The organism is Pyrobaculum ferrireducens, from assembly GCF_000234805.1.
GTDB classification, from domain to species: domain Archaea; phylum Thermoproteota; class Thermoprotei; order Thermoproteales; family Thermoproteaceae; genus Pyrobaculum; species Pyrobaculum ferrireducens.
Genome location: NC_016645.1, coordinates 1582639 through 1596851, shown reverse-complemented (window position 1 = coordinate 1596851; position 14213 = coordinate 1582639). Strand labels below are relative to the sequence as shown.

The following is a 14213-nucleotide window of genomic DNA, read 5'->3' as shown; positions in this document are numbered from 1 at the left end:
ATTAACATGTTATATATTTGAGAAGGCTTACAATTTAAATGAAAGTAGATTATACGCAATGTCTTTCAACAAGTCGCCCGTGCTGTGCCACTCGCCGCTTGTCTTCCTCCTGCTCCACACAGTCTCGGGGCGGCTCTGGAGAATATAGACATCCCTCTCAATAGCCCACTCCACATCCACCGGGTGTCCAAAGTACTTCTCAAGCATAACCGCCTGCCTAGCCACCTCCACAACCTCCCCATCCTCAAGCGAGGAGGCCGCCGCCAGCTCAGGCGGGACCTCTTTATGAACCACCTTCCCCCCCTCCAAGACGTACATGGTGTTTTTCCCGTTGGAGATCTCCCTCTTCAAAACCTCCTCCGTTATCTTACTCACCACGTACCTATCTGGATTCACCTCCCCAGCCACCACAGACTCCCCCAGGCCCCAGCTGGACTCCACAACCACCACCGACCTGTCGCCATTTCTGGGGTCGAGGGTGAAGGCGACCCCCGCCGCCTTGGGGTTCACGAGCCTCTGCACCACCACAGCCATAAGCACCTTAGAGGGCGGGATTTTGTTGTCAAGCTTATACGCCACGGCCCTATCCTCGAAGTTGCTAGCCCAAACCCTCCTCACGTAGCTCTCCACGTCGGCCCCCCTCACGCCGAGATACGTCTCGTGAATTCCTGCGAAGCTGAACTCAGGCGAGTCTTCGTAGGTGGCGCTTGACCTAACGGCTAGGAAGTCTCTCATAAATTCATTGCTGACTTTATCAAGCTCGCGGGACAAGTCGCCCGGCATCTCGCCCTCCAAAATCGCAGACCTGATCCTAGCGGCGAGGGCGTAGGGGTCGCCGTCTCGCCTCTCCAGCCTCGCCACGAGCTTGTCAATTCCGTTGTACTCTAGGAAGTTCTTGTAGGCTATGCTGGTGACTACGTAGCCAGGCGGCACCCTGGCGCCGGCCTGGACAAGCTCACCTAGAGAAGCGCCCTTCCCCCCGGCGAGTAAAATGTCGGATTTCTTCAGCGAGGAGATGGGTACAATAATCATTCCAGTATCTCCACCACGCCTTTGAAGCCGTCTACCCTAATCTTCTGCCCGTCTTTAATTATCCGCGACGCGTTGCCGGTCCCCACCACGGCGGGCACGCCGTACTCCCTCGCGACAATCGCGGCGTGCGCCATCAACCCGCCTATGTCAGACACCACGGCCTTCACCTTTGCGAAAACCGGCCCCCACGCAGGCGACGTGTTGGGACACACCAATATGTCCCCCTCCTTCACCTTGCCCAGCTCCTCCACAGACTTAACAACCACGGCCCTCCCCTCCACGACGCCGGGAGAGGCGGGGAAGCCCTTTATCACCTTGCCAGCCGCCGCGGTGCCCAGCCAGTCCTCGATCCTCTCCCTAGTCACACCCCACAGCATCACCGTGAAGGGCTCTGTCACAACCTCCGGAGGCCTCCCAAGGGCAGGAGGCGGCTTGTACTCCTTCAGCTTAGCCAGTATTTCCTTTCTCCTAGCTATCTCCTTTGGCCAGTAGTACTTACCCACTGGAGGCATCACCACTGCCCAGCTCGCCACGAGGTCTAGAAGAGCCAGGTAGATCTCCCACCAGTTCATGTAGAAGATATCCTCCGCCTTTTCGATGAAGCCGTGTTTAGCCAGTATTCTGCCCACCTCCTTGATCTTGTTGTAAAACACCGTGTGGCCCCAGTGCTCCACGTAGAAGTTGTGCTCCTCTACGTAGGGAAACACCGTTTTGGCAATCTGTAGATACTGGTCGAAGACCTTCCTATCCTCCTCGCTCAGCAACTCTCTGTACCTAGCGGCGATTTCGTCCCTCTGCTTTCTCAAACGCTCGGTAGCTGTTTCAAGAGACTCTCCCCTCTTGACCTTACTAATGTAGTCTTTTAAGAAGTTGAAGGGTATGTTGAGGTCGTCGATCCACCTAGGCTCGTGGTGGTAGAAGCCTATGCCGGTGGTGTAGTAGAACCATGGGTACTTCACAGAGTTCCACTCATTAAACCACTTCTGCTCGTTGGGGTTTTTACTTCTGGATAACTCGGCCTCCATCTGCTCCGCCGTGGCGAAGGACAGAATTCTATCAGCCACGCCCAGCTCCACCGCTAGCTTAGCCAGGCGCCTAAGCTCCATATCTGGCTTAAACAAGATAACGTCGATGCCCGCCACCATCAACGCGATGTGCTGGTCGGGGATGTCTGGGAACTTCTGCTTCATGAATTGGTAGAAGAGCAGGTAGGCGGCGTAGCCGAGGTTCAGCATCTCGAAGTGTTTCCACCACAGCCTTTGGTGAAGCATCACCAGCCTCAGCCAGTTGTCAACGAGGTGGTAGGCGGAGGGCGAGTACCCCTTTCTCCCAAACACCACCGACTCGTCCTCAAACTCTGGGAGATCTCTAAACTCCAGCGACTCCATCTCCTTGACTATCTTCTCGGCCTCCGGCTTCCAGTTCTTCTCGTAAATGTCGTTCCAGTTCTGGTAGTAGTAGCCCGCCCTCTTCTGGAAGTGCTCGAGACGCTTCTGTATCTCCTTTTCGTCGAGCACCGGCACGAAGGATATGAAGAGGTAGCCGTTGACCAGCCTGTGAGGTATGCCGTTGGCGGGCGGCACGACGAAAATCCTGGAGTTATAGGTGGAGAGCGCTATCTCCCACGTCGCGGGGTGTATGTCGTCTAGTGGGTACATCACGTCGTAGTGGTGAAGCGAATCCTGGTACCAAAACATCTTCCTCTCCCACTCGACTAGCTCCTTGGGCGCGTCTTTTCCAAACAGAACAGTAGCCGGCAGCCGGTAGTAGGCATACATACGCTTGTATGTCTCTATGTCAATACCTTCGGGGAGTTTTACTTCATCGGGATAGGGAAATCTCTTCTCGCTCATGGCAACTTCTATATTAAAATCATTTTTAAGCGTTTATTAACTAGAATTATCAAAGGTATGTAATTATATCATATCTGATTTAAATAATTTTTGAATGTTCAATATAGTTTGGAGATTACAAAAATATTTTGGGAGTCAGCGGATATATATTTTAGAAATTTATGTATAGCTGACTAGTTTACCAGCCTCATGAAGCCAAGCGTATATTTTATAGATGTCCAAGGTACTTTACTAAAGAGAAACCCGCAGACCTTGAAGAGCCAGCTAATAGGCGGCGTAAAGGCTATGGAGGCGATGAGGCAGAGGGGGGCGCGCTACTTCATCCTGTCCAACGCGCCTAGGTTAACCGAAGAGGTGTATAAGGACCTCGCGGCTGTCGGCCTGCCTGTGGGTATGGAGCAGGTGATAACGTCGGCGCAGGTGACAGGGGAGTACATAGCGAAGAGGTTTGGGCCTTCGAAACTCTACGTAATTGGGTCTGACAGCTTTAAGCAGGAGCTGGCTAAGTACGGCCACCAGGTGGTGGAGGACGGCGCTGATATAGTGGTGGTGGGGATTGACAGACAGCTGACTTTCGAGAAGCTTAACAAGGCGATGCAGTTGATCATGTCGGGGGCCAAGCTGGTGGCGGCTGGCATGTCTAGGTTTATACCAGAGGAGAAGCCGACGATCTCCATAGGCCCCATCGCCATGGCTCTTTCCTACGCCACTGGTGTAAAGCCGATAAACACTGGGAAGCCCTCTCGCATAATGTACACCTATGCCTTGATACGCGCCAGGGCCTACCCCGAGGAGAGCGCCATAATTAGCGATGACCTGGAGGACCTGGTGCTGGCCCAGAAGATGGGCTTCCACACAATTCTCGTCCTCACGGGCACCACGACCCCCGAAAGGCTGAGGGAGTCCGGCTTCCAGCCAGACCAGGTCTTGTCTAACATAGACGAGCTGGAGCCGTGATAGACGCCTCTCTCTTCGCCTTCGACGTACACGGGGTTTTTATAACGAGAATCCTCGACGATCCTGAGGTGCTGGGAGGCCACGCCGTATTGGAGGCGCTGAAAAGAATGGGGAGGAAAATCGCCCTCATAGCCAGCGGCTCTAACTGGAGCACCAAGGAGTATATGGAGCGGATGAGGGCTCTGGGGTACCTCGTGGACTACGACGAGGTGTGGCCCGCGGCGCGGGTCGCCGCCATCCACCTGAGGCGCATCTTCGGCAAGGCACATGTGCTGGTGCTGGGGGAGCGGGGCCTGGCTGAGGAGATAGAGGCCCACGGCCACGTGGTGGTGGAGGACTGGCGTGACGCCGAGGCGGTGGCGGTCGGGCACGACAGAGGCATAACCTTCGACAAGGTGACGAAGGCCGTTAGGGCAGTGCACGCGGGAGCGTACTTCCTTGCGGTGAATAAGGTGAGGTGGTACTACATGCCCGGGGAGGGGCCCATTATGTCTCCCGGCGCCATCGTGGCGGCTATTGAATACCAGACGAGGAGAGAGGCGGTGGTAGTGGGCAAGCCCAGCCCAATACACTTCATCGAGGTGCTGAGCCACTTCGGAGTCATGCCGCAGGACGCCGTCATGGTGGGCGACGACGTGGAGGCAGACATGATGCCCGCGCGGTCCCTCGGCATGAAGACTGTGCTTATAAACTTCGAGAAGAGAGGGGATAAACAGAGCTGGCCGAGGGGGCTTGTGGATCTAGTGCTAAACCACGTCGACGAGTTGGCCAAATTTATAAAGGGATAAGCTGTCTCACCCTCTCCACAAAGCCGTCTAGCCCCGCGATTATCTTAACCCTCCCCCGCTCCCCCAGAGCCCCGCCGGCCAGCCAGTAGGAGAAGCTGGGGTTAGACCTGCCGAATACCAACGGCGCCGCCACGTCCCACGGACCCAGCCGCCCCCTCACATCTATAAAGCCCACCGCCCTCCCCAGCGCCACGGCTAGTATGGAACACCCAGCGCAACCGGAGCTCCTCACCTTGTAGCCAAGCCTCCGTGGCGCGTCCACGGCCTCGAGGGTGAATGATCTCCCCAGCTCCACGAAGACCACATCCTCCCGCCCCACGCGGCGCCACCTAGATCCATTTACCTCAACCCCACGCGCGGGGTCCGCGGCGAAGAGAAGATCTAGCATGGGTAGATAAACCGCGGCGTGGGTCATATCCCCCACCTCCACAGAGCCGGGGCCCCCCGCGGCGGCCATGACGGCGAAGTGGGGAATCCCCAGGACGTAGTTGCCGGAGCCGTCCAGGGGGTCTACCACCACCACGGGGCCCCCAGAGCCCCACCTAACCCACCCGCTCTCCTCAGTCAACACAGAGGCGGAGGGTAGCTCGGACCTCAGCACCTCCAGAACCGCCTCCTGCACCGCCAAGTCGGCGCGCCTCGTCACGTCGACTCCCCTGTCTAATATCGCCTCAAGCCCCTCGTTGCGTAGAAACATCTCTCTCGCAACTCTGCCGCCCTCCCTCACTGCGCGGGCAAGGACGTCTATCATAGCCTAACCACCCCCTCGTATTCGTCCACCTCCACCTCAACCCCGTCTCTCAAAACCTCGGTGGCGCCGCGGATCCCCACCACCGCCGGCTTCCCGGCCTCTCTTGCCAATATAGCCGCGTGGGAGAGGGAGCCGCCGCTTTCGGTGACAATAGCCGCGGACCGCCTCAGCGCCGGGAGCCACGTGGGGGATAACGTCGAGGCCAACCAAGACGGCGCCGTCCCTAACCTTTTCAAGATCGGCGGGCGACCTCACCACGACCACCGGTCCCCTGGCCCGTCCGGGGGATGCGGGCACCCCCCTCAAAACGCCGTCGCTCCGCCGCGCCACCCCGTGGAGCATCGCCAGGTTGGGGTCGGACACCTTTTCTGGTGCCTCGCCTATGTAGTCCGGCGGCCTTGTCCGCCGCATATCCTCCATGAGCCGCCTCCTCTCCGCCACCCTCTGCCTAAATCTGCCGCTTGCCGCGGGGCCCTGGAGGTTGCACCAGCCTGTTAAGCCGTCTAGAAGAGCCTCGAAGACCTCCCCCCACGTCAGTAGCCAAATGTCGTCGCCGCTGTCCAGCACGCCGAGTCTTGCCAGGAGGCTTCCGAACTCCCTAATCTTCATGTAGCCGACGGTGAAGCCCAGGTGCTCCACGTAGAAGCTGTGCTCCTCAATAAACCTATACGCCCTCCTAGCCGCCTCTAGATACATGCGGAACGCTCCCCTCAGCTCCTCAGGAAGATACTGGCTGTACCCCTCAGCCAGCTTCAACCCATCTACGCGCCGCGGCGCGCCTCCAGACTCCTTCAACAGGCTTTTGAGGTAGCTAAACGGTATGTCGAGGTCGTCTACCCAACGCCTCTCCCAGTGCAGAAAGCCCGTCCCCGTGGATACGTAGAACCACGGATACTTCACGGCGTTCCACCTCTCCAGCCAGAGACGCTCCCTCGGATCGCCGGACTTGGAAAAGGCCTCCTCCATCTCCCCGGCGGTGGCGAAGGAGGCGATCCTGTCCGCGATCCCCAGCTCCCTGGCCAGCTTAGCCAGGTCCTCCAGCTCCCTCTCAGGCCTTAAGGTGTCCAGCTCCTCTGCGGCCAGCATGGCCGCTATGTGGTGGTCTGGGGCATCGGGGAAGAAAGTCTTTACAAATTTATAAAACAGCTGATACACCATGTAGCCAAGCATTAGAAGCTCGTAGTGTCTAAACCAGAGCCTCAGCCACAGGAGGTACAGCCTAAACCACCCCTCCACCACTCTGAAAGGCGCGGGCGGCCGCCCCCCGCCGTCGACACCCTCCGGCAGAGAGAGGTCAAGCGACCGCATCTCCTCCACAACCGCCAGCACGTCCCTCTTCCACTCCTCATATATCTCGTCCCAGTGTTCTAGGTAGCGCCTAGCCCTCCTCTCAAACTCGGATATGTCGAGAGGGCGCGGGGGGTAGGAGGTTCTAAACGGCCTCCCCTCCACCAGCGCAGTGTCCCTTCCAGACGACGTCGGCATGGAGAAGAAGCGGCCGTAATAGTAGGACTGGGCCAGGTCCATCATAGAAACCGTGAAGTAGGCGTCTAGCGGGTAGAGAGGCTCCTCGCCGAAGTGAACCACGTCGCGGTACCAAAAACCTCCGCCGGGGATCCGGGACTGCCTCTCGGGATACATCACAGACGTAGATAAACCCTGCCCTCCCTAACCTCTGCCTCGTAGATCTTTAGACGAGGCGCCTCCTTCGAGGCGAACCTTCCCCTCCCGGTATCCAGCTCCCACACCCCCCAGTGCATCCTGCATACAACCTTTGCGCCTCCCCTATCTGTAAAGGTGCCGAAGACGTCGAGCGGCCACCTGGCGTGGGGACACAGCGGCTCGGCGGCGTACACCCGCCCCCCGAGCTTCACAAGCATGATAGACACCAGCCTGCCGCCTACAGATACGTGCCTAACCACAGGCCTCCCCTCCACAAGCTCCTCAACACGCGCGGCCTCAACCAGCGGCACGGGCCTTCTCCGCCGCCTCTATGCGGGCTATCTTCGCCACTGTGGAAAGCTCAAGAGCGGGCACCGCGCATTTAAGAGCTTCAGACATCAGCTCAGGCGTCGAGAGGAACCGCGCCCAGATCCTCTCTGCAATTGACCAGTGAAAAGACTCGTCGTCTTCAATCTCCCGGGAGAACCTCACCAGCGCCTCGGCGACCCTCCTGGCGGGGCCCTCCCACAGCGCCTTGTTGAGATGCGCGTTCTCCACAACCCCCCTGTGCTGAACCGTGGCGGTCAGCTCCACTGTCTGGAAAGCCCCCGAGAACTTAACCTGGAAGTACGGCCTCTCCAGCCTCTCGGCGGCGCACTTCAGCGGGAACTCGAATAGCTGCATCCACTGGGGGAGGGGCTGGAAGCCGGCCAGCGACTCCCCAGCCAGCTCCAGAATTTTAACTCTTATGTAGAAATGCCGCGCCTCGTCAGCCACCTGGTGGGCCAAGACGTCTATAAACTCGGGCTCGATGTAGTCTCGGTAGTCCGTCAAGGCCCTCGACAGCACTGAGTTAGCGGCCCACTCGTTCCAAGCCCCCTGCCTAGTCCACAACACTACGCCCCTCAAGTCGGTAGTCCTTATCCAATACGCCCCCGTGTTGTAGTTAACCTGAAGAATGGGAGATATAAACGACTTAAACCACTCCACAAACTCCAGCCCCGTCCTAAACCTAGAGAGGAAAGAGAAGTCATCTGCGGCTCTCCTCAACTCATCCAGAACCCACCTAACATTTTCAAACTCCTCCCACAACTTCTTCGAAATCACGGACCCCACCCGCGGAGGAGATTTATCTATTTACAAAAATTATTTTAAGAGAGGTAGCATATATTTTTACAACATTTAAAAACGTCCCCGCCCCACGCCACGTGGATGCACGCGTCGCGTACTCCGGCCGGCGCATAGTAGTGGAGACCTACACAGCGAAGCTCCCCAACGGGAGGGACATGGCTGTGGAGAGGGTGGTGTTCCCCAACGTCGTCTCCGTCCTCCCGGTGGCGGGTAGTTACGTCTACTTCATAAGGCAGTACAGACCCGCCCTCGGCATCTACACCCTGGAGATACCCTCCGGCGTGGTGGACAAAGGCGAGGAGCCGGAGGAAGCGGCGAGGCGTGAGCTACTAGAGGAGGCCGGCCTGGAGGCCCGGGCTCTGGAGAAGCTCTTTGAGGGCTACGTCAGCCCCGGCTACAGCACGGAGTACGCCTACATATACCTAGCCAGAGACCCCAGGCCCTCAACTCAGAGGCCTGAGGAGTACGAGGTTATTGAGGTGGTGAAGATGAGGCTGGAGGAGGCGCGGGAGGCGCTACTTGGGGGGAAAATTGGGGATATGAGGGCGGCCCTGGCCCTCTCCCTCTACCTCCTCTCTAGATAGCCTTCTTCTCCGCCAGTTCCACTCTCCTCACCCTGGCCTCTGTGGAGACGCGGAGGGCCTCCGCGGCGCAGTCCAGTATATTCCTCATAGCCTCGGGGTCTTTGGCGTATTTCATCCACACCCTCTCCGCTATGGACCAGTGGAACAGCTCGTCGTCCTCAATCTCGCGGAAGCTCTCCTGGAGCATAACAGCGGCGCTTCTGTAAGGCCCCTCCATCAACGTCCTGTTCTTAGGCAGGGCGTCGTGGACTCCTCTGTGGTGGTAGACGCTAGTCAGCTCCACCACCTGGAGAGTAGAGGTGGCCCTCACTTGGAAGAACTTCATGTTCTTAGGCGCGCAGACAAAGGGAAGCTCAAAGAGCTCCACCCACTCCTTTATCGGCTGGAACCCCTCCATAGACCCCCCGAACGCTCTGAGGATGCGTGACCTGAGGTACAGGTGCCGCCCCTCGTCAGATATCTGCTGAGCCAGCATAGTCATGAACTCCGTATCTATGAGGTCGCGGTACTCAGTCACCATCTTAGCCACGTCGGCCGCGGCGGCCCACTCATTCCACACCCCCTGCCTAAGCCAAGACCTCACGCCATCCACGTCTGTGGTGGCGCCCCACTCGTGCCCAATTACGTAGTGGAACTGCAGTACCGGGTCGGCGTAGGCCTTGAACCAGTCAATAAACTCCTGGGGGGTTGAGAACTGCCTCAACACGTCGTCTCCCACGTTTTTCAAATCTTCCCATATCTTCCTCAACCTGGGGACCTCGGCCCACAATTTTTCACCAACCGACATAAGGCAACCCCCGTGTTACACAAAAAAATCTTTGTAAAATTTAATTTCAGTACTCGGGAGAGTTTATACGCCTCACATACTCATCACGCTTAATCCCAAGGACATGCGCCAGGTGGTACAGCAGAAGCTGGTGGATACCCATCTGGTAGAGAGTCCGCAACCTACCCTCCTTGAGAAGAGGCCAGTAGTTGGGATCAATGCCGTACTCCTGCATAACTCTATCGGGCTCCTTCTTAAACCTCTCCCTAACCTCCGGCTTTAGGTGAAAATCCCGTAGAAGCGACTCTATTTTAAACTTGTCGTTCCTACTTATCATGGCCTCCAGATAGCCCACGCCGAGCCTATGTTGTACCCAGGCACGTAGTCCACCACCTCGGCGGGCTTCCCCTTCATTACGCCCCACGCAACCACCCAGTTTAATATCTCGTAGGAGCCCCCGCCAGTGGCGAAGACTTGCTCCGGCGTGAGCCTGAGCACAGACTCCACGTCGCCCGAGCCCAGCGCGGCTAGGAACTTCTTGTCAAACTCCTCGTCTACGTACCCCCACCGCGGCCCCCCTGGGTCGTGGGAAAGCCCACCCGTCGCCAGCACCGCCACCCTCAGATCGCCGGGGTATGCCTCCACGAGTTCTCTAACGGCGAGGCCGAGCTGGAATCCCCTCCTCAGCGGCGGCACAGGCTTAACAAAGGCGTTGGTGAGTATCGACACCACTGGATACTTCACAACACCCCCTTCCCTATCCCCCGCGAGGAAGTGTAGCGGGTTCATCGTGGCGTGGTCCAGCAGAGGCTTTTCTGAAAAAGCCACATCGAAACCCCTCTCCACGAGGTTGGCTAGTAGATACTCGGCGAGATCCCTCCTAAACTTCACCTTGTACTTAGGTATCCTCAGCCACTCGTAGTCAGGCGGCCCCTCGTACTCGTCGGCGACTACAATTAAAAACTGCGGAATTATTTCAAACATGTAGGTCACGTGGTCGTTGGCGACAGTCATCAACACATCGGGCCTTGCCTCCTCCAAAACACCTCTTAAAACCTCGTAGTTCCTATACACCCTCTGCCTAACCTCCGGAGGCTCCTCCTCGGCCCTCGCCGTGATACCCGGGGCGTGCGTGGCGGCGAGCCCCAACACCACCCTCGCCATAGGTAGCAACCGATGAGATGTTAAAAATCTATATGAAAATTAAATCACGGCGGAGAAAATAAATCAATTAAATTAGACACGGATTTATATTTAGAAAAAGACGGAGGGGCGGTGATGCGGATCTGCAGAGTGGACGAGCTACCCCACGGAAAGCCTGTTATTAAACTGGCGGGGCTGAGACCCATAGCCTTGTTAAAGCTAGACGACAGAGTCTACGCCTTCGAAGCCTTTTGTCCGCACAGCAAGTGGAACCTAGGCGCCTCGGGGAAGGTAATTACCAACAATGGACACGTCTACCTCTTCTGCATGGGACACGCAGGTATGTGGTCTCTAGAGACGGGGGAGGGCAAAGTCCAAGGCAGAGAGGCGCCAAAACTAAAAAGATACGCGGTAAGTGTGGTAAACGGATATGTCTACGTGGACTTATCCAAAACAGAGGAGCGCCACCAAGGAGCGCCTATTAAATCCGCAACCATGGGATAGGTGGAAACAAGGCAACGCAATCCCCTTGCCTACCCCAATTGCCACTCCGTTACGTTTGCGGGATTCAGACCTCCTCACCGCCCCCCGGCCTTCCCCATGGGGCGGCTTATGGGCGCCATCTTCCTAGGCCAGATTCGCCGCCTCCCCTCCCGGCTGGGTCGTGGGGCCCATCTAGATCACCACGGGGGCCCGGAGTCTGGATAGATGCACTCCTAAACAACTATTAGGAGCTTACCCCAGGGGAGCTTTCCGCCGCATTAATCAATAATGAGATACACTTACTCAGCTGATTCACAGCCGCAGATGGTAGCACGTAGCGTGGCTGAAACATTTAAAAAACAGGTGCCGGGTGGAGTGGGGCACCTCCGGGTAGCACCGAGCCTTAGGTAGAGATGTGCATTGCCACGTCGGTCGTAGCCACACGACCGAGGTATGTGACTAAGTATGTAAAAGTATATAGCTATGTAAAAATGGCAGGAAGTATATACCACTATAATCGACCTACTATTTTCACCCCCAGCGGGTCCACGGCGCAGATTTCCATCCCCAGGTGTATCTCTAGCAACCCCCTGCCTCTCCGCGGTTGCGGCAGAGGCCATGAGTTAAATGCCAGGTGGTGGTGGTAGTCTCCACAGGCCATAAACACGGCGCCCCGCCACCTATACGTCGTCTTGAAGCCAATGGCGCCATAAAACTTCTCAGCCTTCTCGACGTCGATCGTCCTCATGTGGATGTGGCCGAGCTCCACCTCGCCGGGGGCACCCCCTGCCTCGCGCAGTAGGCTCTTAACATCGAGGGGGAGGGTGTCCATAGCCACTCCGCCGTCTGGCATCCTCGGCCACGCCTCCTTCGGCTTGTCGACGTAGAGCTCAACGCCTATCCCGTCGAAATCCCTCACGTATATAGACTCGGAGACTAGGTGGTCGGCGAATCCATCCACTACTTCTTCAAACTCAAGAACCCTCTTCAACACGGCGCCGAGAGCGCGCCTATCCCTCAGCCTCAGGGCCACGTGGTATACGTAGCTCCCCTCCGGGTGGCGGGCCTCCCCCTCGACTAGCCTAAGCACACAGTCGCCGACACACAATACATCACCCACCATCTTAGTCTCCAGCCCCAGAATCCTTCCGTAGAACTCCGCGGCGTCTCTTATACTCGACACAGCCAAAACCGCGCTCCTCAACACATAGAAATTCGGAAGTGGAGTAATAAATTTAAAGGAGGAGCACGGCCAGCAAGCCGCCGCGGGCTTCAGGGCCCGGCCGACCCCATTCAAGCTCAGGAATTACCAGTCCAAAACGTGTTTGTGATTTCAAGCCGCTTTGTGGTCTTCTAGTAGACGGCTAGGTCCTATCAGCGACCTAGCACAAAGGCCCGCGGCCGCGCTGGCCTACAGCGGGTTAAATTTATATAGGAGTCCTATATTTCATCTATGCGGGAAATCCCGGGCTACGAATTTGGGAAAGTCCCCGACGCTCCTATCAGCGACGAGGAATTTGAGCTGTTGAAGAAGTCGGTTATGTGGACTGAGGAGGATGAGAAGTACCGCAAATTGGCGTGCGAAGTCTTAAAGGGGCAGGTGGAGCAAATCCTCGACCTTTGGTACGGCTGGGTTGGCTCAAACCCGCATCTGGTCTACTACTTCGGTGACAGATCGGGGAGGCCTATCCCCCAGTATCTGGAGGCGGTCAGAAAGCGCTTTGGCCAGTGGATTCTAGACACAGTATGCAGATCCTACGATAGGCAGTGGCTGAACTACGTGTATGAGATAGGGCTCCGCCACCACAGGACTAAGAAAGGCAAGACCGACGGAGTTGAGACTGTGGAACACATACCGCTGAGATACATGGTGGCCTTCATAGCGCCGATCGGGTTGACAATCAAGCCGTTTCTAGAGAAGGGCGGCCACCCGCCCGACGTGGTGGAGAAGATGTGGGCGGCTTGGATCAAGTCGGTGGTGTTGCAGGTGGCCATATGGTCCCACCCCTACGCTAAGCCTGGAGAATGGTAGCTGGTTTGTAATCAGGACAGTCAACTCTATACTCAGTTATTTCCAGCTTTTTCTCCAAAAGCATGCAGTAGCCCTCTTTGAAAAATCTACAGGTTAAGCACAGCCTAGCCTCAATTAAGCCCCTTTTCTGCATTTCGGCAATTAGCCTTAGAAGCGCCAGCCGTAGCCCGGGGCCGCCAGCCGCCACACCAGCCTCATCAATTTCCGCTAGCAGCCGTCTAACTTCCCCCACGGCCTTTAAGCCGTCAGGCGTGAGTTCAATTAAGGTAAGTCTGCCCGATTTAATCCTCCTCACAAGACCCTTCCGCTCCAAGGCCAAAACGGCGTCTGACACCGTCGGTTGAGACACCGCCACCCGCTCCGCAAGCCTCCCCACTGTGTTAAAACCCTCGGCGACGTGGAGAAGGATGGAGAGCTGTAGCTCAGTGAGGCCCATAGACGTGGCCTTCTTAAGGAGTAGATACCTATATACACGCGCCAACCTATCCAACGCATCGGATATCACCGTACTGAAACGATATGCAATAAAAAATTACACATACGCCTCTCTGCCAGAATCTAGCAAAACGCGGCTAATAATACAGAGTCTCGAGAACAAGTCCCCGGTGGTTTTAGTTCATTCATTCTATTAAGGCGGCGAAATCTCGTAGGTAGCGTGCTTTATAACAACGCACTGCCTACCCGGAGACGCGAGTCCAAGCGGTAGTTCATAATTTAATTTAACTGGTAAATCATATAATTTAATTTTCCCGAAATTATATAAGGTAGGAAAAAGCCATACACCATGTATAGGGTAGAGGTGCTTTGGCACCGGTGCAGGGGGTGTCCTCACTGTGAGGAGGCGACCCCCCTCTTTAAGGTGGTTGAGACAAGCCAAGGTCCCAAGGCAGTGGTTAGGGGGGCGAAGGCCGCGGTGGTGGGCTCCGAAGAGCTCTACGAAGTTTTAAAGGCGCAGAATAGATGCCCCAGTGGGGGTATAGTCATAAAGCCGCTGAGACCCTGGATTATAGAACCTTAAAAAGCTTTTATTT

General features: G+C 56.7%; 17 protein-coding genes. 6 read left to right on the top strand and 11 right to left on the bottom strand.

Going from position 1 to position 14213, the window contains the following annotated elements; genetic code table 11:
* Positions 1–27: 27 nt before the first annotated feature.
* On the bottom strand, positions 28–1032 hold the full coding sequence (locus P186_RS08880) for a PEP/pyruvate-binding domain-containing protein (RefSeq protein ID WP_014289127.1): 1005 nt from the start codon (positions 1030–1032) through the stop codon (positions 28–30).
* Positions 1029–2885, bottom strand: coding sequence for a PEP-utilizing enzyme (locus P186_RS08875; RefSeq protein ID WP_014289126.1), 1857 nt, complete (start codon positions 2883–2885; stop codon positions 1029–1031). The genes P186_RS08880 and P186_RS08875 overlap by 4 nt, the downstream gene beginning before the upstream one ends.
* Before the next feature lie 189 nt (positions 2886–3074).
* Here P186_RS08875 and P186_RS08870 point away from each other — a divergent pair, with 189 nt between their 5' ends.
* Together P186_RS08870 and P186_RS08865 are read left to right on the top strand one after the other, a co-directional pair.
* Positions 3075–3842: an HAD-IIA family hydrolase gene (locus P186_RS08870; protein ID WP_014289125.1), complete on the top strand. Its 768-nt coding sequence runs from the start codon at positions 3075–3077 to the stop codon at positions 3840–3842.
* On the top strand, positions 3839–4630 hold the full coding sequence (locus P186_RS08865; protein ID WP_014289124.1) for an HAD-IIA family hydrolase: 792 nt from the start codon (positions 3839–3841) through the stop codon (positions 4628–4630). Before P186_RS08870 ends, P186_RS08865 begins: the two co-directional genes overlap by 4 nt.
* Here the strand turns inward: P186_RS08865 and P186_RS08860 are convergent.
* The 4 genes from P186_RS08860 to P186_RS08845 form a co-directional block, all read right to left on the bottom strand.
* A complete protein-coding gene (locus P186_RS08860; protein ID WP_014289123.1) occupies positions 4617–5381 on the bottom strand; it encodes an inositol monophosphatase family protein in 765 nt (254 codons plus the stop codon). The genes P186_RS08865 and P186_RS08860 overlap by 14 nt on opposite strands.
* A complete protein-coding gene (locus P186_RS08855; protein WP_158307139.1) occupies positions 5378–5587 on the bottom strand; it encodes a PEP-utilizing enzyme in 210 nt (69 codons plus the stop codon). Before P186_RS08855 ends, P186_RS08860 begins: the two co-directional genes overlap by 4 nt.
* A gap of 1434 nt (positions 5588–7021) precedes the next feature.
* Positions 7022–7354 carry a Rieske (2Fe-2S) protein gene (locus tag P186_RS08850; RefSeq protein WP_014289121.1) on the bottom strand — a complete coding sequence of 111 codons (333 nt, stop codon included), beginning with the start codon at positions 7352–7354 and terminating at the stop codon, positions 7022–7024.
* A complete protein-coding gene (locus tag P186_RS08845; RefSeq protein WP_014289120.1) occupies positions 7341–8150 on the bottom strand; it encodes a hypothetical protein in 810 nt (269 codons plus the stop codon). Before P186_RS08845 ends, P186_RS08850 begins: the two co-directional genes overlap by 14 nt.
* Before the next feature lie 101 nt (positions 8151–8251).
* Here P186_RS08845 and P186_RS08840 point away from each other — a divergent pair, with 101 nt between their 5' ends.
* Positions 8252–8758 (top strand): NUDIX hydrolase, encoded by a 507-nt coding sequence (locus tag P186_RS08840; RefSeq protein ID WP_014289119.1) that lies wholly within the window; start codon positions 8252–8254, stop codon positions 8756–8758.
* Here the strand turns inward: P186_RS08840 and P186_RS08835 are convergent.
* Genes P186_RS08835 through P186_RS08825 form a run of 3 tightly spaced genes read right to left on the bottom strand, consistent with a single transcriptional unit; the run spans position 8751 to position 10688 of the window.
* Positions 8751–9545 carry a hypothetical protein gene (locus P186_RS08835; RefSeq protein WP_014289118.1) on the bottom strand — a complete coding sequence of 265 codons (795 nt, stop codon included), beginning with the start codon at positions 9543–9545 and terminating at the stop codon, positions 8751–8753. The genes P186_RS08840 and P186_RS08835 overlap by 8 nt on opposite strands.
* Positions 9546–9591: 46 nt before the next feature.
* On the bottom strand, positions 9592–9861 hold the full coding sequence (locus tag P186_RS08830) for a hypothetical protein (protein WP_014289117.1): 270 nt from the start codon (positions 9859–9861) through the stop codon (positions 9592–9594).
* Positions 9858–10688, bottom strand: coding sequence for a DODA-type extradiol aromatic ring-opening family dioxygenase (locus P186_RS08825; protein ID WP_014289116.1), 831 nt, complete (start codon positions 10686–10688; stop codon positions 9858–9860). The genes P186_RS08830 and P186_RS08825 overlap by 4 nt, the downstream gene beginning before the upstream one ends.
* A gap of 114 nt (positions 10689–10802) precedes the next feature.
* Between P186_RS08825 and P186_RS08820 the strand changes: the two genes are divergently transcribed.
* A complete protein-coding gene (locus tag P186_RS08820) occupies positions 10803–11171 on the top strand; it encodes a Rieske (2Fe-2S) protein (protein WP_237179382.1) in 369 nt (122 codons plus the stop codon).
* Positions 11172–11661: 490 nt separating this feature from the next.
* On the opposite strand, the gene P186_RS08815 is transcribed toward P186_RS08820, so the two are convergent.
* On the bottom strand, positions 11662–12357 hold the full coding sequence (locus P186_RS08815; protein WP_148682903.1) for a VOC family protein: 696 nt from the start codon (positions 12355–12357) through the stop codon (positions 11662–11664).
* A gap of 246 nt (positions 12358–12603) precedes the next feature.
* Here P186_RS08815 and P186_RS08810 point away from each other — a divergent pair, with 246 nt between their 5' ends.
* Positions 12604–13182, top strand: a complete 579-nt coding sequence (locus P186_RS08810; protein ID WP_014289113.1) for a protoglobin domain-containing protein — start codon at positions 12604–12606, stop codon at positions 13180–13182.
* On the opposite strand, the gene P186_RS08805 is transcribed toward P186_RS08810, so the two are convergent.
* A complete protein-coding gene (locus tag P186_RS08805) occupies positions 13163–13687 on the bottom strand; it encodes a MarR family winged helix-turn-helix transcriptional regulator (protein ID WP_014289112.1) in 525 nt (174 codons plus the stop codon). The genes P186_RS08810 and P186_RS08805 overlap by 20 nt on opposite strands.
* A 279-nt stretch (positions 13688–13966) precedes the next feature.
* On the opposite strand from P186_RS08805, the gene P186_RS08800 reads away from it, so the two are divergent.
* Positions 13967–14200: an iron-sulfur protein gene (locus tag P186_RS08800; RefSeq protein ID WP_014289111.1), complete on the top strand. Its 234-nt coding sequence runs from the start codon at positions 13967–13969 to the stop codon at positions 14198–14200.
* The last annotated feature ends 13 nt before the right edge of the window (positions 14201–14213 follow it).